Consider the following 23,880-nt stretch of genomic DNA (forward strand, 5'->3'; position numbering starts at 1 on the left):
CACGCGGGCCTGCCGGGCGGTACATGCCACGGCCTCACCCAATGGTACGGGGCCCCGGGGGCTGCGGCTTGCCGGGTGGAGCCCGCCCGGCCCCGGAACGCCGGGTCCGGGCGGGTCGGGCGGGGTCAGGACGGGGTCGATGCGGACGGCCGGGAGCCCTGGGCGCCCTTTTTGAGGAAGCCCATGTCCTCGTAGAGCGGCGTCTCGAAACCGAAGGCTCCCGCGTTGGCGAGGTTCCTGCGGGCCGCCATCAGCTGGGGGCGCTGGTAGAGCGGGATGGAAGCGGCCGTCGCCCAGATCCGCGAGTCGGCCTTGCGCAGCAGGTCCCGGGCGTCCTTCCGGTCCAGCGTGGCCAGGGCCCGGTCGAAGAGCTGGTCGACCTGGTCGGTGCCGACCCGGGTGTAGTTCTGCGCGACGTTCAGGGAGCCGTCGGCGGCGGGGACGGGCTTGGCGTAGATGGGGCGGGCGTCCGTGGCGGGGAAGGCGGAGGCGGGCCAGGAGTAGAGCGCCAGGTCGTACTCGCCGGAGGCGATGTGGTCCTTGAAGTAGCTCTGGTCCGGCACCTTGGTGACATCGGTGCCGACGCCGATCTCCTTCAGCATGTCCGTGACGCGGTCGGCCACCGTGCGCAGCGCCTCGGAGCCCGGGCCGGAGGGGAGCACGAAGCGCAGGGTGAGCGCCTTGCCGTCCTTGGCGAGCGGGGCCGTCGCCGAGCCGGCCGGAGCCGCGGTGCCCTTGGGGGCGTAGGCACCGGGTGCGCCGCCCTGCGCGGTGTTCTTGCCGCTGCTGTGCTTCTCACCGCTCTCCTGGTCGGTGCCGTCCTTGCCGTCCTTGCCGTCGTCACCGGAACCGTTCCTGCCGTCGTTCTCGTTGTCGTTCTTGTTGTCCTCGTTGTCCTCGCCGACGATGTACGTGCCGTCGTCCTCGCCCTCGGACTTCTTCTCGTCCTTGCCGTCCTTGTCCTTCTCGGCGCCGGCCGCCTTCTCCCCCTCTTCGGCGTCCTCGTCCTTCTTCACCGGGCCGCCGGGCACCCATCCGGCGTCCGCGAGCAGGGCCCGGGCCTCCTTGGCGTTCTGTTTGCCGAGCGCGCCGCTGCCGTCGGCGTAGGCGGGCTGGCCGGAGAGCGCGAGGTGGCTGCCCACGGGTTCGGCGGGCAGGCCGAGCGGCTTCAGCACCGCCTCGGCCAGCTTCCCGCGGTCCAGGGCGCGGGCCACGGCCCGGCGGACGCGTTCGTCGGCGAGCGGGCCGTCGGAGCCGTTGAGGGCGAGCTGGGTGTAGGCGGGCTCCAGCGACTTGCGGACCTCGAAGCCGCTGAGCGCCTTCTGCCTGCGTGCGAGCTTCGCCCGGGCCTCGCGCCGTTCCTCGCGGGCGAGGATCTCCTTCTCGGCGGCCTCCTCGTCGGAGCCGTTGGCGACGGCCCAGGAGCGCAGCGCCTGTGCGGCGGACCTGCCCTGCGGGCCCTGGCCCGGTGCGCCGCCGGCTCCCTCGGCCGGGGTGTCCTCCGGGCCCATCAGCGGGGTGCCGGTGGCGGGGCCACGGGGGGCGGCGGCCAAGGTGACCTCGTCGGCGGTCTCCGGGTCGATCTCCGCGAGGTCGAGCTTGCCGGCGGCCAGCTCGGAGACGCGCTTGTCCCGGGCCACGGCGCGCAGCTCGATCCGGTCCAGCTTCGCCGGATCGCCCCACCAGCGCGGACTGCCGGTGAGGACGACCCGATCGGCCTTGGTGTCGACCTTCTTGAGGGCGAAGGGGCCGGCGGTGACCTTGAGCGTCCGCCGCGCGCCGTCGTTGAAGGCGTCGGGGGTGCCCATGACGTCCTTCGGGTACAGGGGCGTGAACAGGGCCTTCCAGTCGGTGTAGGGCCGGCTGAAGGTGACCTTGACCTCCAGGTCACTGGCCCCGCGCTCGATCTTCTCGATGCGGTCGTAGCCGGCGTTGCGGGCGGTCCAGTAGGCGCTGTCCTTGCCGGACAGGGCGCGCCACTGGGCGGCGAAGTCCGCCGCGCCGATCTCCCGGCCGTCGCTCCAGACGGCCCGCTGGTTCAGCTTGTAGACGACGACCTGCTTGGGCTCGGTGTCCACGACCTCGGCCGACTCCAGGTAGTCGGGGTTGCGCACCGAGCCGCCGGTCTCGTCCATCCGGTACATCGAGGGCAGCACGGCCTGCGCCACGCGGGCCGTGGTGGCGTCGGCGTCCGCCTGGAAGGCGTTCAGCGTGTCCGGTACGGAATCCACGGCCCAGCGCAGGGTGCCGCCGTCGGAGATCCCGGCACGGGCCGCGGCGGCGACGTCCTGCTCGGCGAGCGGCTTGCCCGACCGGTCCTCGGAGGTGCAGCCCGCCAGCGCGGTGACCGCGAGGACGCCCGCGGTGAGGAAGGCGACCGAACGCATGACCGCGCGCGGTCCGACGCCGACGTGGGACATCACTGCTACCTCCGGAAGGCCGCGGCCGTGGTGATCGCTGGGGGCGGCGCGGGCGCGGTGCACCTTCTATCGCGATGCGCCGCATACGCCTTATGTGCGGTATTGAAGTTGATCATTTGTATCCGGACGGGGATGCGGCCACTGAAGAGGAAACGGTTCGGCCACGCTGGGAGACACGACGGCGACGGTGCGTAAGGACACCCGTCCGGCGCAACGCCACTGGCGGTGCACCGACACGCCCCGGCCAATCGGTGCACATCCCTTCCCAGCGACTGGTGTGACGCGCGACACTCGCAGGCGCATGAGCGTCGCCACCCAAGGCCGGCTCCCTGCCGTGTCCGGCGGAAGTATCGGCGAAAGTGAGGTCACGTCATGTCCGTGCACGACGACCTGTCATCGGTGCAGCGCAGCCTGGAGGAGCTGTCCCGGTCGGTGACCCGGCTGGAACAGCGGCTGGGCAGCGGCGGCCTGGAGGTACGCCGGGTCCGCACCGACGCCGACCACCTGCGCGAGAGTGTGGCGCTGCTGCGGGCGGCGGCCGCGCCGGACGCGCCCAGGCGCCCGGACCTCGTCCCGATCCCCGACACGCCGTACGACGGCTCGCTGTGGACGGACTCGGACGACGAGGGCCTCGGCGCCCGCGACCGCCGCGCCCCCTGAACCCGACCCGACCGACCGGAGTCGCCCAGTGGCCACTGGTACGGAACCGCCCGCCGCCGAAACCCGCCCCCGAGGCGGTGGCGTCCACACCCCGACGCGCGCCGCCATCCGCGCGCCGCACCTGCGCACCGACCGCTGGTGGCTGGCGCCCGCCGCCACCGCCGCGGGCCTGCTGGCCTTCGTCGCCTACTCGACCTGGCGGGCCTTCGCGAACGCCGACTACTACGCGGCCCCCTACGTCTCGCCCTTCTACTCCCCCTGTCTGGCCGAGAACTGCGAGCCGATGCGCTCGGGGCCCAACTGGGAGCTCCTCGGCACCTGGTGGGGCGTCTCCCCCGCGGTCATCATCCTGATCTTCCCGCTCGGCTTCCGCCTGACCTGCTACTACTACCGCAAGGCCTACTACCGGGGCTTCTGGGCGTCCCCGCCGGCCTGCGCGGTGGCCGAGCCGCACCGGAAGTACACCGGCGAGACCCGTTTCCCGCTCATCCTGCAGAACGTCCACCGGTACTTCTTCTACGCGGCGCTCCTGGTCGCGGGCATCCTCACCTACGACACGGTGCTCGCCTTCCGCGACGAGCACCACGCCTGGGGCCACATGGGCCTCGGAACCCTGGTGTTCCTCGCCAACATCGCGCTGATCTGGGCGTACACCCTCTCCTGCCACTCCTGCCGGCACATCGTCGGCGGCAAGCTCAAGCACTTCTCGCGGCATCCCGTGCGCTACCGGATGTGGCAGCTGGTCGGGAGGCTCAACGCCCGGCACATGCAGCTCGCCTGGGCGTCGCTGGTGAGCGTGGCGCTCGCCGACTTCTACGTGTACCTGGTCGCGTCCGGTGTCTTCGACGATCCGCGCTTCTTCTGATGAGTTCCGACGAGTGAGGCCTTCTGATGTCCGTGGTCGACCGGCAGGAATGGGACGTCGTGGTGGTGGGCGCGGGCGGCGCCGGACTGCGCGCCGCCGTCGAGGCCCGCGAGCGCGGCGCCCGTACGGCCGTGATCTGCAAGTCCCTGTTCGGCAAGGCGCACACCGTGATGGCCGAGGGCGGCATCGCCGCCGCCATGGGCAACGTCAACTCCGGCGACGACTGGCAGGTGCACTTCCGCGACACCATGCGCGGCGGCAAGTTCCTCAACCAGTGGCGGATGGCGGAGCTGCACGCCCGGGAGGCCCCGCAGCGGGTGTGGGAGCTGGAGACCTGGGGCGCGCTGTTCGACCGTACGAAGGACGGCCGGATCTCGCAGCGCAACTTCGGCGGTCACGAGTACCCGCGCCTCGCCCACGTCGGCGACCGCACGGGCCTGGAGCTGATCCGCACCCTCCAGCAGAAGATCGTCTCGCTCCAGCAGGAGGACTTCCGCGAGACCGGGGACCACGAGTCCCGGCTGAAGGTCTTCCAGGAGTGCACGGTGACCCGCGTACTCAAGGACGGCCGGGCGGTCTCGGGCGTCTTCGGCTACGAGCGGGAGACCGGCCGCTTCTTCGTCCTGGAGGCGCCCTCGGTGGTCATCGCCACGGGCGGCATCGGCAAGTCCTTCAAGGTGACGTCGAACTCGTGGGAGTACACCGGCGACGGCCACGCCCTGGCACTGCTGGCCGGGGCACCGCTGCTGAACATGGAGTTCGTGCAGTTCCATCCCACGGGCATGGTCTGGCCGCCGTCGGTGAAGGGCATCCTCGTCACCGAGTCGGTGCGCGGCGACGGCGGGGTGCTCCGGAACTCCGAGGGCAAGCGGTTCATGTTCGACTACGTCCCCGACGTCTTCAAGGAGAAGTACGCCGAGTCGGAGGCGGAGGGCGACCGCTGGTACGACGACCCGGACCACAACCGGCGTCCGCCCGAGCTGCTCCCCCGGGACGAGGTCGCGCGCGCGATCAACACCGAGGTGAAGGAGGGCCGGGGCTCACCGCACGGCGGGGTCTTCCTCGACGTGTCGACCCGGATGCCCGCCGAGGTGATCAGGCGGCGGCTGCCCTCCATGTACCACCAGTTCAAGGAGCTGGCCGACGTCGACATCACGGCCGAGGCGATGGAGGTCGGACCCACCTGCCACTACGTGATGGGCGGCATCGCCGTCGACTCCGACACGGCCGCCGCGCGCGGGGTGCCGGGACTGTACGCGGCGGGTGAGGTGGCCGGCGGCATGCACGGCTCCAACCGGCTGGGCGGCAACTCCCTCTCCGACCTGCTGGTCTTCGGGCGCCGGGCGGGCCGGCACGCGGCCGAGTACGCGGCGGGACGGCCGGACGACGGGGCGCGCGCCCGGGTCGACGCCGCCCAGGTCGACGCCGCCGCCGTGGAGGCGCTGCGGCCGTTCTCCGCCGAGACGCACGAGCCCGGCGGGGGCCCGCCGGAGAACCCGTACACCCTCCATCAGGAACTCCAGCAGACGATGAACGACCTGGTCGGCATCATCCGCCGCGAGCCGGAGATGAAGCAGGCCCTGGAGAAGCTGGCGGAGCTGCGGGTGCGTGCCCGCCGGGCCGGCGTGGAGGGGCACCGGCAGTTCAACCCGGGCTGGCACCTCGCCCTGGACCTGCGCAACATGCTGCTGGTCAGCGAGTGCGTGGCGCGGGCCGCGCTGGAGCGCACCGAGTCGCGCGGCGGGCACACCCGCGAGGATCATCCGTCGATGGACCGGCGCTGGCGCCCGGTCAACCTGCTGTGCTCGCTGGCCGACCCGGCGGGCGAACTCGCGGCGACGGACCCGGAGCGCGGCCGGATCAGCCTGGAGCGGCGGGCCACCGAGCCCGTCCGACCCGACCTGCTCGCCCTCTTCGAGAAGGAGGAGCTGGTGAAGTACCTCGCCGACGAGGAACTGGAGGACCTGTCCGAATGAGCGGCTACGAGGCCCGCTTCAGGGTGTGGCGCGGCGACGCGGAGGGCGGTGGCCTGGAGGACTTCACGGTCGGGGTGAACGAGGGCGAGGTGGTCCTGGACATCATCCACCGCCTCCAGGCCACCCAGGCCCCCGACCTGGCGGTGCGCTGGAACTGCAAGGCGGGCAAGTGCGGTTCGTGCTCGGCCGAGGTCAACGGGCGGCCGCGGCTGCTGTGCATGACCCGCATGTCCGTGTTCAGCCGCGAGGAGACGATCACCGTCACGCCCCTGCGCGCCTTCCCGGTGATCCGCGACCTGGTGACGGACGTCGGCTTCAACTACACCAAGGCCCGCGAGGTCCCGGCCTTCGTGCCGCCCGCCGAGCTCGGTCCTGGCGAGTACCGGATGACGCAGGAGGACGTGGACCGTTCGCAGGAGTTCCGCAAGTGCATCGAGTGCTTCCTGTGCCAGGACACCTGCCATGTGGTCCGCGACCACGAGGAGAACAAGCCCGCCTTCGCGGGCCCGCGCTTCCTCATGCGCGTCGCCGAGCTGGACATGCACCCGCTGGACGCCGCCGGTGACACCGGTCTCGACCGGAGCCGCACGGCCCAGGACGACCACGGCCTCGGCTACTGCAACATCACCAAGTGCTGCACGGAGGTGTGCCCCGAGGGCATCAAGATCACGGACAACGCCCTGATCCCCCTGAAGGAGCGGGCCGTCGACCGCAAGTACGACCCGCTGGTGTGGCTGGGGTCGAAGATCCGGCGCCGGTCCTAGCCTGTCGTCGGACTCGCGTCGTCGCCCGGAGGGCGGCCCCGCGGCGCCGGGTGCGTGCTCTCGGCGCGCCGGGTCCCGGGCCTCGTACCGGATGTACCCGGGTCAGGGCCCGGTACGGCGAGAATGCGTGCATGACGCCGCCGGGCAGACGGGAGTTCGACGACAGGACCTAGCGGACCCAGCCCTCGCGGTACTCCGCCCAGTTCGTCTCCGTCGCCGCGAAGTCGATGTACGCGGCGACGCCGAAGAGTTCGCGGTCGGCGTCCGTCCGGGACAGGCCCAGGCGGACGCCGCGTACGGCGGCGGCGACGGTCTCGGCGTGGCCCCAGTGGTCGAAGTTGCTCTCGTAGTAGAAGGGCAGGCCCATCAGCAGGTGGGTCGTGGGCGGAGTGACCTCCAGGGCGAGCGAGGTCTGCTGGGCCACGTAACCGCCGTAGGTGCCCTCCAGCGGCTGCGCGGTGTCGTACGACATCACGGCGATCTGGTCGACGCGCCGGGCGACCTGGCCGAAGAACTCCTGCGACCACCACTTGGGGTGCTTGGTGAACAGGCCGAAGACGGAGTGCAGGGAGGGGAGCGGGTCGATCTGGTGGGCGGCGACGGAGAGCTGCGCGCCCCGGGGGCGGGTGACCGCGCGTACGTCGTCCAGGAGGGAGAGGTAGTCCCCGTCGTCCGAGTGCAGCGGCTCCAGGTCGAGGTGGACTCCGTCGTAGCCCGCGTCCAGGACCTGGCGGGCGGAGTCGACGACGGCGGCGCGGGTGCCGGCCTTCGCCAGGCGCATTCCGTCGGGGCCCTCGGTGGCGAGGACGTCGCCCAGGAAGGCCTGGACGCGGACGCCGGGCAACTGTCGGTGCACGGCGTCGATCAGCCGGCGGGCCTCGGGGTAGCGGGACTCGGGAAGCGTGCCGTCGTGCTCCAGCGGGCCGGTGTGGACGTAGAGGTCGCGGATGCCGGTGGTCTTCAGGCTGCGGGCCAGCGCGGTGAGGTCCGCGTCGTCCTTGCGGCCGTCGACCCAGGCGTGGCCGAGCCAGATCGCGTCGCGGTTCCTGGTGTGGGTGCCGTCGGCGGGGTCGCCCAGGTAGTTGACCCGCAGGGCGGTCTCGGCGGTGAGGAGGGGGAGGAGCAGGACCAGGAGGACGGCGAGGGCCGTCCGGCGGATGCGGCGGCCGCGGGTACGGCGGCGGGTGTGTTCCGTGGTCTCGGCCCCGCCCTCGGCCTCCGGCTTCCCACCGGCACCTGCCGTGCCGCTCTCCTGGTCGGGTGCGGGTGGCTCCTGTGGGTCCCGGGCACCGTCGGCGGCTGCCGGTTCAGCTGTCGGCCCGGCGGGCTTCGGATCGGTGGTCTCCGGATCGGTGGCCATCGGTTCCGTGGCCTTCGGATCGGTGGTCTCCGGATCGGTGGCCATCGGTTCCGTGGCCACCGGATCCGTGGCCACCGGATCCGTGACCATCGGATCCGTGGCCTCCGGTTCCGTGGCCTCCGGTTCCGTGTCCTCCACTGTGTCCCCTCCCTGTGGCGCGGGCCCGGTCGCGGTGGCCGGTTTCCGCGCGTACGCTCCCAGCGTGTTGCCAGCGGGGACGACTCGAACCGGTGTTCCGGTTGCGGTCAGGGGTGCGTGGCGATGATCTCCGCCGATCTGGTGCCGCCCCTGGTCACGGCCGGGGCGGCCCTGCTGCTGGCCGGGTACGGCCATGTGCGCCGCACCCGGCGGACCCGGACCCGCACGACGCCTGACCGGGTCAGAACAGGCTCAGCAACGCCTCCGCCGGGTCGGTGAGCCGGGTGTCGGCGCCCGGCAGGGGCAGTTCGAACCAGACCGTCTTGCCGCGCGGCGTACGGCGTGAGCCCCAGGCCGCGCTGAGCAGGCCGACCAGTTGCAGGCCACGGCCGCCCTCGTCGGTGTCGCGGGCGCGGCGCCGGCGGGGCTGGACCAGGCCGGAGTCCCAGACCTCGCAGACCAGGGTGCGGTCGAGGAGGAGGCGGAGTCTGATCTCGCCCTCGCCGTACCTGAGTGCGTTGGTGACGAGTTCGCTGACGAGCAGTTCCGTCGTGTCGACCAGCGGCTCCATGTCCCAGGCGAGCAGCTGGGCGCGGGCGTACTCGCGGGCCCGGCCGACGCTGCGCGGCTCGCGCGGCAGGGTCCAGTCGCCCACACAGTCGCTGGGCAGGCCCTGGACGCGGGCCATCAGCAGGGCGATGTCGTCCTCGCCGTGGTGACTGTCGAGGGTGTTGAGGACCTGGTCGCAGACGTCCTCCAGGGGCTGGGTGGGATCGGTGAGGGCGCCCACGAAGGCCTGGAGGCCCTCGTCGAGGGGATGGTCGCGGCTCTCGACCAGTCCGTCGGTGTAGAGCGCGAGCAGAGCACCCTCGGGCAGTTCGACCTCCACCTCCTCGAAGGGTTCCCCGCCGACGCCGAGCGGCAGGCCGGGCGGTACGTCCAGCATCAGCGCGGTCTCGCCGGGCTCGACCAGGACGGGCGGCAGGTGGCCCGCGTTGGCGAAGGTGCAGCGCCTGGTCACCGAGTCGTACACGGCGTACACGCAGGTCGCCAGGTACACCTCGGACAGATCGGCCTCGCGGGGACGGCGGGCGGCCCGGGTGGCCTGCTGGACGCCGCCCGGCGCGCCGAGGCCGCGGGCGATCTCGTCCAGCTGGGCGAGCACCTCGGCCGGTTCGAGGTCGAGCTGGGCCAGGGTGCGCACCGCGGTGCGCAGTTCGCCCATCGCGACGGCGGCGCGCAGGCCGCGGCCCATGACGTCGCCGACGACCAACGCGGTGCGGTGTCCGGGGAGTTCGATGACGTCGAACCAGTCGCCGCCGACCTCGCTGGCCCGGCCGGTGGCCGCCTCGCCGGGCAGGTAGCGGCAGGCGATGTCGAGGCCGGAGGCCTCCGGGTCGCCGGGTGGGAGCAGCGAGCGCTGCAGTATCAGGGCGCGTTCGTGCTCGCGCCGGTAGAGGCGGGCGTTGTCGATGCAGACGGCGGCGCGCGCGGCCAGTTCCACGGCGAGGTCGCGGTCGCGGTCGCCGAAGGGTTCGCTGCCCTTGGCGCGGGCGAACTGGGCGAGTCCGACGACCGTGTCGTGGGCGACCATCGGCACGGCGAGCGTGGACTGCACGAGGCCGCCGTCCTCGGCGGGGACGGCACGCGGGCGGGCGGTACGCAGGGCGTCCGCGCACGGCGAGTTGAAGGGGTAGTGGTGGACGGCGCCCAGCTGGACCCGCTCGCCGGTGCCGTGGAAGGGGGCGTCGGAGACGGCGCTGGAGAAGGCGACGCGGCGCAGTTCCGCGCTGCCGTCGGCGAGGCCGGGCGGGGTCTCGTCGCCGACCAGCAGGCCCTGGTAGAGGTCGACGGTGGCCAGGTCGCAGAAGCCGGGGACGACCACGTCGAGGAGTTCGCGGGCGGTGGTCTCCAGGTCGAGGGAGTTGCCGATGCGGGCACCGGCCTCGTTGAGGAGGGCGAGGTTGCGCCGGGCGGCGGCGGCCTCGCGGGCGGCCTGACGGCGGGCGGTGATGTCGGTTCCGAGCCAGGCGACGCCGATGGGCCGGCCGGAACCGCTGTGTACGCGGTAGAGGTTGACGGACCAGTGGCGGCGTTCTTCCGAGCCCGGCGCGAAGCCCGTGACGTGCATGTCCGTGATGGAGTCGCCGGTCTCCAGCACCCGGCGCAGGGTCGCGGAGACCCGGTCGGCCTCGGCGCGCGGCAGGTAGTCGTACACGCCCTTGCCGCGGTGGTCGTCCGGCGTGCCGCCGAAGGTGGAGGCGAACCGCTGGTTGGCGCGGCGCACCGTCAGGTCGGGGTCGATCAGCAGGAAGCCGAACGGAGACTGGCCGAATATGGCCTGCGAGGCGGCGAGGTCGGTCTCGATGCTGCGCAGCACGCGGACGTCCACGACGATGCAGACGGCGGCCTTCTCACCGTCCTCGGTGCGCGTCGGCATGACGTACACCTCGGCGAGACCGCGCCGTCCGCCTCCGTGCCGCCCGGCTTCGGTCTCGCCGTCCGTCGCCCGGAAGGGGACCACGCCGGTCCACTCCCGGCCGTCGAGGATCTCGGCCATCTTGCGCTGGCCGCGCTCGCGCAGGTCGGGATCGACGAAGGCCTCGATGGGGTCGGTGCCCACGGCGTGTTCGGCCCGGATGCCGAGCAGTTGCTCGGCACGCAGGCTCCACTGGTCGACGAGTCCGTCGGGGCCGATGGAGAAGGAGGCGGCTTTGATGTAGTCGTAGATGGAGCCGGGCGGGCTGCTCTGCCACACGGCGTCACCGAGTGGCGCGCCTTCCGACGGGCCCTCGGAATCCATGGACTCCGTGGCCCTCGCTGGTATCTCGCTCACGCGAACCGTCCCCTCCAGCTCACCGCGTCCGGCACCGGTCACCGGAGGCGGCTGCCCGCAGTATCCAGCACTACGGGGCCGCACGACACGGTGTTCACGATCACAGCACGGTCCCGATGGCTTTCGGTCCGGACCGTGACAACACTTCCAGTCTTCTAACCAGCGGACACGGCATCGAATCACGCAGTTCGACAACTGCCACCGGCCTGAACCGGTTGACGGCCGGGAGCGGGTGGGAAGTCGGGACATTTCGACGCGATGGCAACGGTGTGTCACCCCGCTGTGGCGCTAGCGCGGGAGCGTGAGTTCGAACCACACCGTCTTGCCCGCCTCACCGGGCCGGGTACCCCAGCGGCGTGTGACGGACGCCACCAACTGCAGACCCCGGCCGTCCTCGTCGTCGGGGCGGGCGACGCGCTCGCGGGGCGGGTCGGGCAGCGGGTCGGAGACCTCCACCAGCAGGACCCCGGCGACTCCGGCGGGGCGGCGCACCAGGCGGACACCGATGGGGCCGGTGGCGTGCCGCAGGGCGTTGGTGACCAGCTCGCTCACCAGCAGGGCGGCGATGTCCCCGACGCTGTCGAGCCGCCACTCGCCCAGGGTCCGGCGGACCAGGGAGCGGGCGGTGCGCACGGCGTCCGGCGCTGCGGGAAAGACCCACTCGGCACAGCCGTCCTCGCTGTCGATCACGCCGATCACTTCCCCGGCCGACGACCCCCACCACTGTCCTTTTTGGTGTGGTTAATGGGCACATACCCCTTATCCGGGCCGGATACCGTCTGGCGGGCGCACTGTGGCACAGGCGGCGCGGGAGGGCGCCCGCAGCGGCCCGTTCATACGCCCCGCACGCCCGTCGGACCCGTCGCGTCCGCCTCCTCCGCCACGCCGCCCGCATCCCTCGCGTTCGGCGTGTCCGGCGCGTGCGCCGTGCCCGGCGTGTCCGGCGCGTGCGCCGTGTCCGGCGTGCCCTTCGCTTCGAGCCCCAGGTGTGCGAGTACCCGTTCCACGGCCGGCACGTCCTGGTCGAGCCAGGGCACGTCCCAGACCTGGGCGGGGGCCAGCCAGCGCAGGTCGTCGTGGTCCTGGAGGGGTTCCGGTGCGGCGGAGCCGGGGAGCAGGCGCGCGGTCCACACCCGCAGGACGAAGGGGTGCCTCAGGGGCCACTGCCCCGGAACGCGCTCACCCGGCTCGGCCGCCACCCCCAGTTCCTCGCGCAGTTCGCGTGCGAGGGCCGCCTCGGGTGTTTCGCCCGCCTCGACCTTGCCGCCCGGCAGCTCCCATCGTCCGGCCAGTTCGGCCGGTGCGCTGCGGCGCGCGGCGAGCAGGCGCCCGCCGTCGACCAGGGCGGCGCCCACCACGATCCGTTCCGTCATGCGCCGGAGCCTACGGCCTGTCCGGCCGGGCCGCCCGGCCCGGCCTCCGGCCGCCCGGCGTGGTCAGTCCGCCGCGCCCGTGCCGGTCGCGCCGAGCCTCTCGACCCAGTAGAGCTGCTCGTGTCCGCGGCCGTCGAGGGTGTCCGCGATCTGCTGGGCCTCGGCCCGGGTCGCGTACCTGCCCACGCGATAGCGATTGCCGTTGTCGTCCTGCCGGAAGACCAGCCAGGGAAGAGTGACCGTGCTGTCGTTCATCGCGCCCCTCCACTTCCCGCCCACGACCCGCGCCGTGCCCCGCCCGCCAAGGAAACCGCAATCCGCATATGCCCGAGCCTACGCCCCACCTTCACGGAGCGAATACGGCTTCGCACAAAGAGGTACGCAACCAGCCAGAACGCAGGGGGCGCACGATGCGGAACGCGCCGCCTCCGCGCGCCGATGCCTCCGGTCAAGGGCATGACGGACCTCAGGAAGGCGACCTGCGGGAACGACCGGTTCTGGTGCCACGCGAAGGGCGGCGCCGACTACGGACAGGGCTGCGAGCGGAAGAGGAAGACATGGGAGGCGCGCGACGGGCGTGCGCCATCTCACACCGCGGGGGGAGCGCGAACTCGCCCGGCAGCGCCGTTACTTGACGGCCTATCTGACGGGCAGGTGGTACGCCACCCGGTACCGGTCGGCCGGGACGACCACGTCGGCGGTCTCGACCGCGCGGCCCGAGGCGTAGAACGTGCGCTGGACGACCAGGACCACGTGCCCGGGCACGCCGCCCAGGGCGAGCAGTTCCTCGGCGAGGCCGGGGCGGGCGCCGACCTCCTCGGTGACGTTGTCGACGACGACGTCGATGGCGGCCATCCGGTCGACGACACCCATGCCGCCGAGCGGTCCCTCCTCGGGCAGCATCACCGGCGTGCGGCCGGTCAGGTCCAGCGGCTCCCAGGAGGTGGAGAGCATGACGGCCTCGCCGGCCTCCCGGAAGACGTACCGCGTGCACATCACCCGGTCGCCCGGCTTGATCCCGAGCCGCTCGCCCACGGCACCGCTCGCCTCGGCCTGCTCGCTGCGCGACTCCCAGGTGCCGCGCGCGTCACCGTCGGCCTGCTCCTGCCGGAAGGGCGTGGCGCCGCCGGCCGGCCGGTACCCGGAGCGGGCGACGCGCCGGGGGACGGGCCGCTCACGCACATAGGTGCCGGAACCGGAGCGGCCCTCGACCAGACCCTCGGCCATCAGCACCTTGCGGGCCTCCAGGGCGACGGTGTCCGAGACTCCGTACTCCTCGCGGATCCGCGCCTGGGACGGGAGGCGGGTATGGGGCGGCAGCAGGCCGTCGGCGATCTTCTTGCGGAGATCACCCGCGACACGCAGATACGCCGGCTGCTCACCGAATGTCACTGGCCGCTCCCATCAGGTTGTACAGACAGCAACAGCGTGGCAACCGTAGGTTGTACCAGGCAAGCAAAGGCCAAAGAATCACTCGATGTGATGACTTGCATGGCCGGAGGGCTTTGCGCAGGCACTTTCTCCCCGCTACGGCCGCCCTCACACCTCCAGGCCGGGGTCTCCTCCCCCGCCGTCGCCGCCGCGCCCGGAGTCCGGCGGCGTGGTGGCCAGGCCCAGAGCCTTGCGGGCGGTGACCGTGGTGTCGGCCACGACGAGGTCGTACCCCTTGCCGTAGTGCTCGAAGTACGCGTCCAGGTCGGCGGCCCTGGCCGCCAGGCCCCACTCCTTCCGCGCCGCCTTCAGGTCCTCGGTCAGCTCGGCGACCGGGCGCTCGGCGCCGGCGGGCCAGCCGTGCCCGTCCAGCGTCGCGATCTCTCCCCCGAGCGCCTCCGACACCTGTCCCGCCCAGACCCGGTAGCCCGCGAAGTCGCTCTCGACTGCCTCGGCCGCGGGCATCTCGTCCATGGCCCGGTTCAGACAGCCCTCCGCCAGCAGGTACGTGTGCTGGTCCGGGTCGAGCCGCGGGCCGTCGTTGCGCAGCGAGCCGGTCAGCGTGCCCCGCTCGTCCGTGTTCCCGAACAGGCAGGTGATCTCGCGGTCGCCGGTCCGCCAGCTGCCGGAGGTCGGGGTCAGGTAGTACACGTCGACGTCGGCCGGCAGCGCCCACCGGTCCATCGCGTAGGCGTCCTGGAGGGCGTAGCACCTGTCGTCGGCGGCCCGGGTGATCTCTCCGTCGCCCGGGTAGGAACCGTCCGGCAGTTCGAAGGAGGCGAACACCTCGCCGTCGTGATCCGCTGCGCAGGGCACCTGGTCGACGTCGTACGTCACCCCCCGGAGGGAGCCGTCGGGGGTGGTGAAGCACTGGCCCTTCTGGAGGGAGTAGGCGGTGCCCTCACCGCGGGCGGCGTCCCGGAAGCCGTCCCAGAAGTCGGCGGCGGCGCCCGTGGAGAGCGACAGCGCCCACAGGGCCAGCCCCACGCAGGACAGCACGGAACCGGCCACCGCGAACCCCTTGCCCCGCTCGCCCCGCTTCCGGATCCGGGCCAGCGCGACCAGCCCCAGCACGAGTCCGGCCGCCGGCACGAGACACAGGACGCCGAGCACGAAGGCGGCGATGGCGAGCCCGTTGACGGGCGCCTGCCGGGCCCGGGGCCCGTAGGGCTGCTGCCCCCAGGCAGCCGGATGCGGCCCCTGCTGCGGCGGCTGCCCCGGCGGGTACGGCCCCGGCGGGTACGGCCCCTGGGAGTACGGCCCCTGGGAGTACGGCCCCTGGGGGCCGGGCGGCGGCGGTATGGACACGGGTTCCGTGCTCCTGGTTCAGGCTTGGGGCGGGCGGTCGGCCGGTCGCCGATCACTGAGCGCATGGTATGCGCGCGGCGGTCTGGCTCGGTGAGCCGGCGGGGGTTCCGGCGGTGAGGAGCGCCTCCGAGCTGTCCGCCCACGGCGTAGCCGAGCACGCGGGTCACCAGGATCAGGCTGGTGGCGATGCCGGTGTCGCTCCGGTCGACGGAGGTGGGGGTGCTGGTCGTCATCGCCGTGACGCACAGGCCGTTGGCCAGCGCGCTCAGCGCCTTGCCGACGACGAGGTGCCAGACCTCGTGGTGTACGGCCGCCAGGGCGATCAGCGCGGCCGTCATGGTGACGATCCCGGCGTTCACCACCGCACGCGAGCCGAAGCGCCGCTCCCCGAGCCCGCCGACCGGCCCGGCCAGCGACGCGGCCACGGCGCCGGGCAGCAGGAAGAGCCCGATCTCGGTGGCGCCGGCGCCGAAGCCGTAGCCGTCGCCGGACACGTCGAGCAGCTGCGGAACGAGATAGACCGTCATCGACGTACCGGCTCAGATCACGAGAGTCAGCACGCACGCCTTCCACATCGCGGGCCGTGCCAGCATGCGTAAATCGATCATCGGGGCGGCGGCACGCCGTTCGACGGCCACCCATCCGGTGACGAGGGCGGCCAGGGCCACGACGAGGGCGCTGAGCACGAGCGGGCGCGAGCCGAGGTCGGGCGCGAGCGCGAGCGCGATGACCAGCATGAGCGTGACCAGCGTCCCGCTCAGGAGAAGCAGGCCGGGCCAGTCGAACCCGGCGCCGTCCGGCCGGCCCGGTGGATCGGCGGGCATCAGTCTGTTCACCAGCAGGGTGGCCCCGATGACCGCGAACGTCGGCAGGGCGAACATCCAGGGCCGGGAGCCACGTACCAGGCCCGCAGCGGACGGAGGACGGCGAGCAGCAGGGGCGCCGCCTGTGCGACGGCCAGGGCGCTCGCGACGCCGCCGTTCAGGCCGTAGTCGGCGGTGAGCACCCGGATCGTGGTGGGCAGCAGGGCGACGCTCAGCACGAACGCCAGGCCCCACGGCAGCAGCCGCACCCACCGCCGCGAGGCACCCGCGAGCAGCGCACGCGGGCGTTCCTCCTCGACGGGGGTCATGAGCACCAGCGTAAGTGCCGCACGACGGGCTCAGGAGGCACGCAGCGGCTCCCCCACCTCGTGCAGGTGCCGCAGCACCTGCCGGTAGGAGTCGACGAACCCGGTCTCCGTGTAGGGGATGCCGAGCTCGCGGCAGCGGGCCTTCACCGCGGACTGGGCGAGCCTGAGGTGGGGGCGGGGCATGCTGGGGAAGAGGTGGTGCTCGATCTGGTAGTTGAGGCCGCCGAGGAACCAGTCGGTGAGGTAGCTCCCCTTGATGTTGCGGGACGTGAGGACCTGGCGGCGCAGGTGCCCCCACCTCTCGCCGTCGGGGTCGGGCGTTTCCATCCCCTTGTGGTTGGGCGCGAAGGCCATGCCCAGGTGCAGTCCGAACAGGGCCTGGTGGAGCGCGGCGAAGACGAGTGCGTGCGTGAGCGGCATGGTCGTCAGGAGCAGGGTGACGTAGCCGGCGACGTGGGCGACGAGGAGCGTGCTCTCCTGCAGGCGTTCGCGGCCGGTCTGGCGGCGCAGGTCCCGGAAGCCGTAGAGCTTCAGGGCGAGGCCCTCCAGGAGGGTGAGCGGGAAGAACAGCCAGGCCTGGTGGCGGGTGAACCGGGCGCGGACGCCGACGCGCGTGGCGGCCTGCCCGCTGGTGAAGGCGAGCACGTCGGGGGCGACGTCGGGGTCCTTGTCGACGTGGTTGGGGTTGGCGTGGTGGCGGTTGTGCTTGTCGTTCCACCACGCGTAGCTCATGCCGAGCAGCAGATTGCCGTGGATGACCCCGATACGGCGGTTGGTGGCGCGGTTGCCGCTGATCTGGGCGTGGCCCGCGTCGTGGCCGATGAACGCCGTGCGGGCGCACAGGACGGCCAGGACGGGGGCGAGAGCGAGCACCCACCACGAGTCCCCGACGAGGGCCATGCCGGCGACGACACCGGCCAGACCGAGCGCGTTGGTCACTATGGTCCGCGCGTACCAGCCGGTGCGCCGGTCGAGCAGCCCCTGTTCCTTGACGTCGCGCAGCAGGGGGGTGAACTCGCTGCCGGTGTCGGGCCGGGAGGGCCTCGCGGCGGGCTTCTCGGCGTGCGGCGGAGCGGATTCGCCGGTGAGGGACATGGTGGTACTCCCGTGTTGGGTGAACGGTGTCGGTGCGGCGCCGCGCAGCCGGCGCTCGTGCCGCCGGCGGGAAGGAGCCGAGGCCCGCACCGGCGCCCAGCGCGATGACTTCGTCACGAGCATGCCGCGCGAACATTCTGACGACGAAGTCGCTCGCGTTGGCGGCGGCGGCGACGGGGCCGCGCACCACCGAGCCGAGGCTGTGGCGGAAGAGTGCGGGGTCGGTTCGGCCGACCGCGTCCAGGCCGTTGACGAAGGGGGAGGGTGGCGCTCGGCGCCGGCCTCGGCGAGTCGGTCCATCGCCAGGTCCAGGCCGGTACCGTAGGACGTGGTGCAGCCGACCCGGGCGACGACGGCCGTGTCGTCACCCGCCTCTTCCTGGCGGCCGACGGCCTACCGTACCGTACGGCCGAACGCCGCAACGTCTCCCTACGCCCTCTGTCCGGTTCGCGGTGACGAGAAGAAGGCAGGGAGACGATGGACGTCGGGGCGTCGTACCGGGGAGCCAAGTCGCGGTGATACCCGGGTAGGGGGTGGACCGGGGAGTCCGCTCGCCGGGGGCGGGTCCTCGCCCCCGGATCACCCCAGTCACTCCGACGGCTGCCTGCGCGACAGGTCGATCATGAACCACCTGGGTACTGAGAAGCAACGTGTCGTGTCGACAGCGGTGGCTGCGGGTGTGCGTACCGCGGCCACAACTGTGCTCCCGAGCAGTGCCCTTGGCGCAGGTGCAGGTGTAGAGGCACGATTCGGCACATGGCCCCTCTGCCGGAGCTGACGCTGAAGACGCTGACAGACCGCGGGTTCAGCGGGTTCGTGCCCTTCAGCGGGTTGAGTGACGGCGCAGTTCCCCGAGAAGCCGGGATCTACGTTGTGCTCCGCCCGAGTACGTCCGCACCGAGCTTCTTGTCCCTCAGTCCCGCGGGGCACCTCAAGGGGCGAGATCCGTCGGTGACGGTTGACGTGCTGAGGGCCGCCTGGGTGGACAGAGCCACGATCTTGTACGTGGGCAAGGCATCGGCGGGCAAGGACGGCCGACGCGGGCTCCGTAAGCGACTCGACGAGTACCGTCGGCATGGAGCTGGCCAGGCTGTGGGCCACTGGGGCGGGCGCTGCATCTGGCAGTTGGAGGACTCGGGCGCCCTGCCCTGGCACGGCATGCGCGTTCCCGGCTCAGTCGGCGGTGCCGGGGTCCACGACCCACTCGGCTTGCAGCCCGCTCACCGAGGCGATCATGTCGAAGTCGCCGTCGTAGTGCAGGACCGTGGCCCGGTGCCGTTCGGCGCTTGCCGCGATGAGGACGTCGGCCAGCGACAGCGCCCGGTGAAAACCAGCGTTCAGCGCCAGTGCCTGGATCGCGAGTGCCCGCTCGAACTCCTCGTCATTGCAGGGCACGTAGTCGAAACCACGGAGCAGAGTACGCAGGCGCAGCGCCTCGCGCTTTCCGCGCGCCGAGTACAGAACCTCGTACTCGGTCGGGGCGCACAGCGCTAGGAGCCCGTCACGGTCCAGCGCATCCAGCCGCGCCCGCACCGCCGGCTTGCCCCGGCGGGCCAGCGCGGACTTGTCGATGAGGTAGCGCCCCTTCACGCCGCCGAAGCCCCGCCTTCGCGCTTTAGCGAGCCGTCCGGATTCCGTGGCCCCGTCTGCGACCGGATCTCCGCGAACGCGTCCTCGAACTCACCCTCGTCAATGGCATCGAACAGCTCCCGGCGCAGCCGCAGCCTCACCCCCTCCTCCATGGCCGCCCGCACTGCGGCGGCCTTCGTCTTCACCCCGTACACCCGCATCGCCTGCTCGACGATCTCCTCGTCCAGATCGATCACAGTCCTGGCCATCAGTTGTCCCTCCACAGTCCGACGACCCGCCGATGATATCAATTCATACTTAGAAACGACATCAGGAAGCTGAGGCGTCCCGAGGGCACCCAGATCAGGGGCCGAGTCGCTCCGGGCAGACCAGTCCTGTATTCGCCCTCACCGGCCCCATCGGCTGCCTGAGGCAGGCAGGCGGGAGGCGGCGGAGGGCCACATCCGTTGCTGCGGCAAGTTGTACTCGCGGGGCAGCCCATACCGCCGGGCCTCAGCGGAGTGAGCGATGAGGGCGCGGAAGACCGCAGCCTGACCGCCCCAGTACCTGGCGTTCGCCTCAACCCAACCAGTTCTCTCCCTGACCTGCCGCGCGAAGAGAGCGCAGACAGCGGGGTGGACCTATGCACCGGACCGTAAGACTGGAACTCCTGGGGCTTGCTGACACAGACGATGACGAGTTGCTGCGCCTTGGAGGACAGCTGCGGCGCTCGCTCCAGGAGTTGGACGTACTGGACGTACGGTCCGGGCGCTCGGCAGGCCATATCCCGGAGGGAGCGAAGAGCAGCAAGCTGATCGCCGCTGGGTCGGTTGTCGTTACGGCCGCGTCGCTTGCTCTGCGTCAAGTCCTCCTACTCGCCGACACCTGGTTGAAGAACCGGCCCGTGCGCGGCATCAAGGTGGAGACGGAAGGCCGCGTGATCGAGTTGAGTGATGCCACGGCGGCCGAGCGGGCTCGTTTGATCGACGAGTTCCTCGCTCACCGCGAAATTCCGGCCGAGGGCCCGATGTCCTGGCCGCCGAACGCAAGGAGCGCGCCCGCATCCGCAGCGAGAAAGGGATCCGCTGGGGCGGACGCCCCCCTCGCCACCGCAGGCTGAACGATCCAACGAATCTACGCGGTCACAGCACTGGCGAGCAGGGGTTCAGCAGGGGTTCACCGGGCAGGCGAACAGCTCGTGACCATGGACTCATGCGGGCTTAGAGCATCTCCTGAAGGATGCGCTGCAGCTCGGTGCGGTCCCGCGGAGTGATCCTCGCCAGTCTGCGGTCGTACTCCGCCGCGAGGGCTGCAAGTGCGCGATCCCGTGCCTCTGTGCCCTCAGCGGTTAGTACGAGCCGGTGACGCCGCAGGTCCGCGTCGTCGATCTCGCGCCGGATGAACCCCTTGGCGACGAGGTTGCGGACGTAGACCGTCACGCTCGCTTTGGGGAGCAGCAGTGCCGTCGCGATCTCGGCCGGGTACGGCGAGGCTTCCACCTCGGCCAGGACGAAAAACTCCTTCGTCTCCAACCCGAGCTCGGCCAGCTCCCCCGTGCAGGCATCCATCACAACGCCCAGCAGCCGCTGGTTCAGCGTCCACAGCTGCGCTCCGTCGACTGACATGCGACCCCTCCATCCATGTGGTACAGTTTCGTATTAAGTAAAGATCGTACAATACATTGTCTCGTACTGGACTCCTATGGAACAACAGTCTCACGAAGGAAGCCAGGCATGCTTAAGCACCTCACGATCCCGCGCGGTCCCGTCAACCTCGCCGCGGACCTCCACCTGCCCGACAACGCCGACAGCAGCGCACCGCTGCGCGCCGTGGTGCTCTCCACCCCGGGCAGCAGCGTGAAGGAGCAGATCGGCGCCAATTACGCCTCCCGTCTCGCCGCCCGCGGCATCGCGGCGCTCGTCCTCGACCCCGCCCATCAGGGTCAGAGCGAGGGCGAGCCCCGCGACCTCGAAGACCCCTACCGCCGAGGTGAGGACATCTCCTACGCCATCGACGTGCTCACCACGACCCCCGGCATCGACCCGCAGCGCATCGGCGTCCTCGGCATCTGCGCCGGTGGCGGCTACGCCGTGCACACCGCTCGCACGGACCACCGCATCAAGGCGGTCGGCACGGTCGTCCCCGTCAACATCGGCGCCGCGTTCCGCAGCTTCTCCCCCGACGGTCCGGCCGCAGCACTCGACGCCCTCGCGGACGCACGGACCGAAGAGACCCGCTCCGGCGAGACGACCCGCGTGAACTGGCTGCCCGACACCCTGGAGGACGCCACAACAGCGGGCCTGACCGACATCGACACCACCCAGGCCGTCACCTACTACCGCACCGAGCGCGGCCGTAACGAACACTCCACCAACCGGCGCCTCTTGCGCAGCGACTCCCTCCTGCTGGGCTACGACGCGTTCCACCTGGCCGATCGGCTCATGCCCCAGCCACTTCAGGTCATCCTCGCCGGACGCATCGGCAACACCGGCTCCTACGACACCGGCATGCAGCTGTGGAAACTGGCCCCCAACCCGGTCGACCTCATGGTGATCGACGGCGCCGGCCACTACGAGATGTACGACGAACCCGAATACCTCGACACTGCCGTCGAACGACTCACCAGCTTCTATGCAAACAACCTGTAAGCTTGTCGTTTATGGTCCGGGGTCGAACGCGGCTCGAACTTGGTCGGCGTTTTCGCAGTTCAGCGGACGTGGAAGCGGCCGTCGGCTGATCCTTTGCTCCGTCACAGAGGCAGAGGAATCAGCGCAAAGGCCGTGGTCGTGAGTTTGGTGTATCAGGGCGTCCTGCGGGATGCGTTCGCGGAAGCGTCACACTTCCGGTCGGAGTTGTACGCGTGTCTGACCGCTCGGGGCGACGCGCTGTTCGACCTGTGCGACGCGCTGTTGTGTACGGACGGCCCGGTCAAGACGCTGGTCGACCTGGCTCTGGCGCCTGAGCACCAGCGCGGACACGGCGCCCTGTACGGAGCGCTCAACCAAGGGCAGATCGATGTCGCCCGGCTTCGCCGGGCCCTGGCCGGGGTGCCGTTGCCGAGGGCTGCGGACGGTCGGCTCGTTCTGGCCGTCGACGTCTCACCTTGGCTGCGGCCGGATGCCAACACGTGTGCTGACCGTGCCTTTTGCCACACGTTCGGCCGCGGCGAGGGCAAGCATCAGATGGTGCCGGGCTGGCCGTACTCGATCGTGGCCGCGCTGGAGACCGGCCGTACCTCCTGGACTGCGGTGCTGGACGCGGTCCGCCTGGATCCCGGGGCGGACGTCGCCGCGGTGACCACGGTGCAGATCCGCGAGGTCATCGAGCGGCTGGTGGACGCCGGGCAGTGGCAGCCGGGCGACCCGGAGGTGCTGGTGGTGATGGACGCCGGCTACGACGCTCCCCGCATCGCTCACCTGCTGGACGGCCTGCCAGTGCAGGTCCTTGGCCGCCTTCGCTCCGACCGTGTGATGCGGCGCCCGACGCAACGCCACCGCGGGTCTACGACCCGAAAGGTGGCCGACCACCCAAGCACGGGGGCGAGTTCGTCTTCGGTGACTCTGCCACCTGGGGCACTGAGCAGGCCGTGACCGTCACGGACACCCGTCTCTACGGGAAGGCAACCGCGCAGGCGTGGGACCGGCTGCACCCGAGGCTGACCCGCCGGGCGGCCTGGCTGGAGCACGACGGACCGCTGCCCATCATCGAGGGCACCGTCGTTCGCCTGGTCGTCGAGAAGCTGCCCTCCGGCGGGGTCAACAAGCCCGTCTGGCTGTGGTGGTCGGAAACCGGCGCCACCACTGACGACGTGGACCGCTGCTGGCAGTCATTCCTGCGCCGTTTCGACCTGGAGCACACGTTTCGCCTGTTCAAACAGACCCTCGGCTGGACGAAACCCCGGCTTCGCAGCTCAGAAGCGGCCGACCGGTGGACGTGGCTGGTGATCGCCGCCTACGCCCAGCTCCGGCTCGCCCGCCCGCTGGCCACCGACCTCCGCAGACCCTGGGAGAAGCCGACCGATCCGAACAAACTCACCCCTGCCCGCGTCCGCAGGGGGTTCAGGAACCTGCGCGCGAAGACCGGTTCCCCGGTAGGTGCACCGAAACCGACCCGCCCCGGCCCAGGTCGGCCACTCGGCTCGAAGAACCACCGCACGGCAACCCGCTACGACGTGGGGCGAGTCCTCGCCACTGGTCAGGCATACACCCGCCCCGCACACCACAAGACAGGAACCAAGCCCCGCCGCACTGGATGAACCCGCAGCCCACAGCACCTACGACGACCAAGTGGGTCTCGCACCGGGCAAGATGAGCGACATGGGCAATGAGGGAAACACGGGCTTCACGCTGCCGCGGGGTGCGACAGGCTTCTTCGTACCGAAGGACGGCCCCCTACCGGAAACCGACCTGCGGGCATTCCGGGCCGCTTTGTATGCCGCTGCCCGAGCCGTCGAAGGCCAAGTGGGCGAGATCGAGGGCCAAGAGTACCCCCGGACCTTCCACACCGCGTCGGTCGTCAGCCGCACTGGCGAGTGCGTCATCCTGTGTCACGCCCATCACCCCTGGATCGCCTTCGTACAAGAACGCCGGAACTGGTACGCAGAGGAGTTTCTCCCCCCTCCACCGTGGGCTTCTGCCTTTGCTGAAGCAGGCTTCATGGTTCTGAGTAGCGAGCAGCTCGCCACACCACTCTCCGACGTGGACACCTCGGTGCTTGCACAGAGCGAGTGGCGCCAAATCCGCTCCTACGGCATCGCCACGCTGGGCGGAACGCTCTTCAACGCATGGGCCTGATGACCAGCAGAGTCGTTAAACGACAAGGTAAGGCATCCGAACCGGCGAACCCATGCGGTCACAGCACTAGTACTCCAGCAGTACTTCGTGGCTTGACCTGGGGGAACGTGGAGCGGTGGGAGTGTAGCGGGCAGGATGCCGTCACGGACGACTTCCGCCC

The 23,880-nt window shown here is 71.2% G+C and carries 18 protein-coding genes and 4 pseudogenes; 8 read left to right on the plus strand and 14 right to left on the minus strand.

Annotated features, from left to right (window positions below; genetic code table 11):
• Positions 1-125 precede the first annotated feature (125 nt).
• Entirely contained in the window at positions 126-2,420 is a 2,295-nt protein-coding gene (locus tag ACGFYH_RS25885; RefSeq protein WP_393805562.1) for an ABC transporter family substrate-binding protein, read from the minus strand.
• 372 nt (positions 2,421-2,792) lie between these two features.
• Here ACGFYH_RS25885 and ACGFYH_RS25890 point away from each other — a divergent pair, with 372 nt between their 5' ends.
• From ACGFYH_RS25890 to ACGFYH_RS25905, 4 genes are read left to right on the plus strand one after another with little or no spacing between them, the layout of a single operon-like run.
• Complete coding sequence (locus ACGFYH_RS25890; RefSeq protein WP_393805563.1) at positions 2,793-3,080, plus strand: hypothetical protein; 288 nt, start codon at positions 2,793-2,795, stop codon at positions 3,078-3,080.
• A 28-nt stretch (positions 3,081-3,108) separates the two neighbouring features.
• A complete protein-coding gene (locus ACGFYH_RS25895) occupies positions 3,109-3,945 on the plus strand; it encodes a hypothetical protein (RefSeq protein ID WP_393805564.1) in 837 nt (278 codons plus the stop codon).
• A gap of 26 nt (positions 3,946-3,971) precedes the next feature.
• Positions 3,972-5,921: a fumarate reductase/succinate dehydrogenase flavoprotein subunit gene (locus ACGFYH_RS25900; RefSeq protein WP_393805565.1), complete on the plus strand. Its 1,950-nt coding sequence runs from the start codon at positions 3,972-3,974 to the stop codon at positions 5,919-5,921.
• On the plus strand, positions 5,918-6,685 hold the full coding sequence (locus ACGFYH_RS25905; protein WP_393805566.1) for a succinate dehydrogenase/fumarate reductase iron-sulfur subunit: 768 nt from the start codon (positions 5,918-5,920) through the stop codon (positions 6,683-6,685). The genes ACGFYH_RS25900 and ACGFYH_RS25905 overlap by 4 nt, the downstream gene beginning before the upstream one ends.
• Positions 6,686-6,854: 169 nt before the next feature.
• Here the strand turns inward: ACGFYH_RS25905 and ACGFYH_RS25910 are convergent, their stop codons facing one another.
• From ACGFYH_RS25910 to ACGFYH_RS25965, 12 genes and pseudogenes are all read right to left on the minus strand, one after another.
• Positions 6,855-8,090 carry a hypothetical protein gene (locus tag ACGFYH_RS25910; RefSeq protein WP_393805580.1) on the minus strand — a complete coding sequence of 412 codons (1,236 nt, stop codon included), beginning with the start codon at positions 8,088-8,090 and terminating at the stop codon, positions 6,855-6,857.
• Between the two features lie 334 nt (positions 8,091-8,424).
• Positions 8,425-11,019 (minus strand): SpoIIE family protein phosphatase, encoded by a 2,595-nt coding sequence (locus ACGFYH_RS25915; RefSeq protein ID WP_393805567.1) that lies wholly within the window; start codon positions 11,017-11,019, stop codon positions 8,425-8,427.
• A 288-nt stretch (positions 11,020-11,307) separates the two neighbouring features.
• Positions 11,308-11,718 carry an ATP-binding protein gene (locus ACGFYH_RS25920; protein ID WP_393805568.1) on the minus strand — a complete coding sequence of 137 codons (411 nt, stop codon included), beginning with the start codon at positions 11,716-11,718 and terminating at the stop codon, positions 11,308-11,310.
• Positions 11,719-11,852: 134 nt separating this feature from the next.
• On the minus strand, positions 11,853-12,392 hold the full coding sequence (locus tag ACGFYH_RS25925; RefSeq protein WP_393805569.1) for a (deoxy)nucleoside triphosphate pyrophosphohydrolase: 540 nt from the start codon (positions 12,390-12,392) through the stop codon (positions 11,853-11,855).
• 63 nt (positions 12,393-12,455) lie between these two features.
• On the minus strand, positions 12,456-12,647 hold the full coding sequence (locus tag ACGFYH_RS25930; protein ID WP_393805570.1) for an SPOR domain-containing protein: 192 nt from the start codon (positions 12,645-12,647) through the stop codon (positions 12,456-12,458).
• 384 nt (positions 12,648-13,031) lie between these two features.
• On the minus strand, positions 13,032-13,784 hold the full coding sequence (locus ACGFYH_RS25935) for a GntR family transcriptional regulator (protein WP_393805571.1): 753 nt from the start codon (positions 13,782-13,784) through the stop codon (positions 13,032-13,034).
• Positions 13,785-13,931: 147 nt separating this feature from the next.
• Entirely contained in the window at positions 13,932-15,131 is a 1,200-nt protein-coding gene (locus ACGFYH_RS25940; protein ID WP_393805572.1) for a DUF4190 domain-containing protein, read from the minus strand.
• A 91-nt stretch (positions 15,132-15,222) separates the two neighbouring features.
• Positions 15,223-16,024: pseudogene (locus ACGFYH_RS25945) on the minus strand (MFS transporter); the annotation flags it as partial.
• 2 nt (positions 16,025-16,026) lie between these two features.
• Positions 16,027-16,263: pseudogene (locus tag ACGFYH_RS25950) on the minus strand (sensor histidine kinase); the annotation flags it as partial.
• A gap of 30 nt (positions 16,264-16,293) precedes the next feature.
• Complete coding sequence (locus tag ACGFYH_RS25955; RefSeq protein ID WP_393805573.1) at positions 16,294-17,358, minus strand: fatty acid desaturase family protein; 1,065 nt, start codon at positions 17,356-17,358, stop codon at positions 16,294-16,296.
• 1,173 nt (positions 17,359-18,531) lie between these two features.
• A complete protein-coding gene (locus ACGFYH_RS25960; protein ID WP_393805574.1) occupies positions 18,532-18,948 on the minus strand; it encodes a PIN domain nuclease in 417 nt (138 codons plus the stop codon).
• Entirely contained in the window at positions 18,945-19,196 is a 252-nt protein-coding gene (locus ACGFYH_RS25965; RefSeq protein WP_062781983.1) for a type II toxin-antitoxin system VapB family antitoxin, read from the minus strand. Before ACGFYH_RS25965 ends, ACGFYH_RS25960 begins: the two co-directional genes overlap by 4 nt.
• A 742-nt stretch (positions 19,197-19,938) precedes the next feature.
• Between ACGFYH_RS25965 and ACGFYH_RS25970 the strand changes: the two are divergent.
• A pseudogene (locus ACGFYH_RS25970) lies at positions 19,939-20,028 on the plus strand (IS630 family transposase); the annotation flags it as partial.
• Between the two features lie 119 nt (positions 20,029-20,147).
• On the opposite strand, the gene ACGFYH_RS25975 reads toward ACGFYH_RS25970, so the two are convergent.
• Positions 20,148-20,552, minus strand: a complete 405-nt coding sequence (locus ACGFYH_RS25975) for a MarR family winged helix-turn-helix transcriptional regulator (protein ID WP_393805575.1) — start codon at positions 20,550-20,552, stop codon at positions 20,148-20,150.
• Between the two features lie 15 nt (positions 20,553-20,567).
• On the opposite strand from ACGFYH_RS25975, the gene ACGFYH_RS25980 reads away from it, so the two are divergent.
• The 3 genes and pseudogenes from ACGFYH_RS25980 (at position 20,568) to ACGFYH_RS25990 (ending at position 23,720) form a co-directional block, all read left to right on the plus strand.
• Positions 20,568-21,575 (plus strand): alpha/beta hydrolase, encoded by a 1,008-nt coding sequence (locus tag ACGFYH_RS25980; protein WP_393805576.1) that lies wholly within the window; start codon positions 20,568-20,570, stop codon positions 21,573-21,575.
• 138 nt (positions 21,576-21,713) lie between these two features.
• Positions 21,714-23,182 (plus strand): annotated as a pseudogene (locus tag ACGFYH_RS25985) (NF041680 family putative transposase).
• A gap of 31 nt (positions 23,183-23,213) precedes the next feature.
• Entirely contained in the window at positions 23,214-23,720 is a 507-nt protein-coding gene (locus tag ACGFYH_RS25990) for a hypothetical protein (RefSeq protein ID WP_393805577.1), read from the plus strand.
• The last annotated feature ends 160 nt before the right edge of the window (positions 23,721-23,880 follow it).

The organism is Streptomyces sp. NPDC048392 (assembly GCF_043200575.1).
Taxonomy (GTDB): Bacteria; Actinomycetota; Actinomycetes; order Streptomycetales; family Streptomycetaceae; genus Streptomyces.

Coding starts and splice junctions, on each gene's coding strand:
- ACGFYH_RS25885 (WP_393805562.1), bottom strand. CDS start 2,420: ATGTCCCACGTCGGCGTCGGACCGCGCGCGGTCATGCGTTCGGTCGCC.
- ACGFYH_RS25890 (WP_393805563.1), top strand. CDS start 2,793: ATGTCCGTGCACGACGACCTGTCATCGGTGCAGCGCAGCCTGGAGGAG.
- ACGFYH_RS25900 (WP_393805565.1), top strand. CDS start 3,972: ATGTCCGTGGTCGACCGGCAGGAATGGGACGTCGTGGTGGTGGGCGCG.
- ACGFYH_RS25905 (WP_393805566.1), top strand. CDS start 5,918: ATGAGCGGCTACGAGGCCCGCTTCAGGGTGTGGCGCGGCGACGCGGAG.
- ACGFYH_RS25910 (WP_393805580.1), bottom strand. CDS start 8,090: ATGGCCACCGATCCGGAGACCACCGATCCGAAGGCCACGGAACCGATG.
- ACGFYH_RS25925 (WP_393805569.1), bottom strand. CDS start 12,392: ATGACGGAACGGATCGTGGTGGGCGCCGCCCTGGTCGACGGCGGGCGC.
- ACGFYH_RS25930 (WP_393805570.1), bottom strand. CDS start 12,647: ATGAACGACAGCACGGTCACTCTTCCCTGGCTGGTCTTCCGGCAGGAC.
- ACGFYH_RS25955 (WP_393805573.1), bottom strand. CDS start 17,358: ATGTCCCTCACCGGCGAATCCGCTCCGCCGCACGCCGAGAAGCCCGCC.
- ACGFYH_RS25965 (WP_062781983.1), bottom strand. CDS start 19,196: ATGGCCAGGACTGTGATCGATCTGGACGAGGAGATCGTCGAGCAGGCG.
- ACGFYH_RS25975 (WP_393805575.1), bottom strand. CDS start 20,552: ATGTCAGTCGACGGAGCGCAGCTGTGGACGCTGAACCAGCGGCTGCTG.
- ACGFYH_RS25980 (WP_393805576.1), top strand. CDS start 20,568: ATGTGGTACAGTTTCGTATTAAGTAAAGATCGTACAATACATTGTCTC.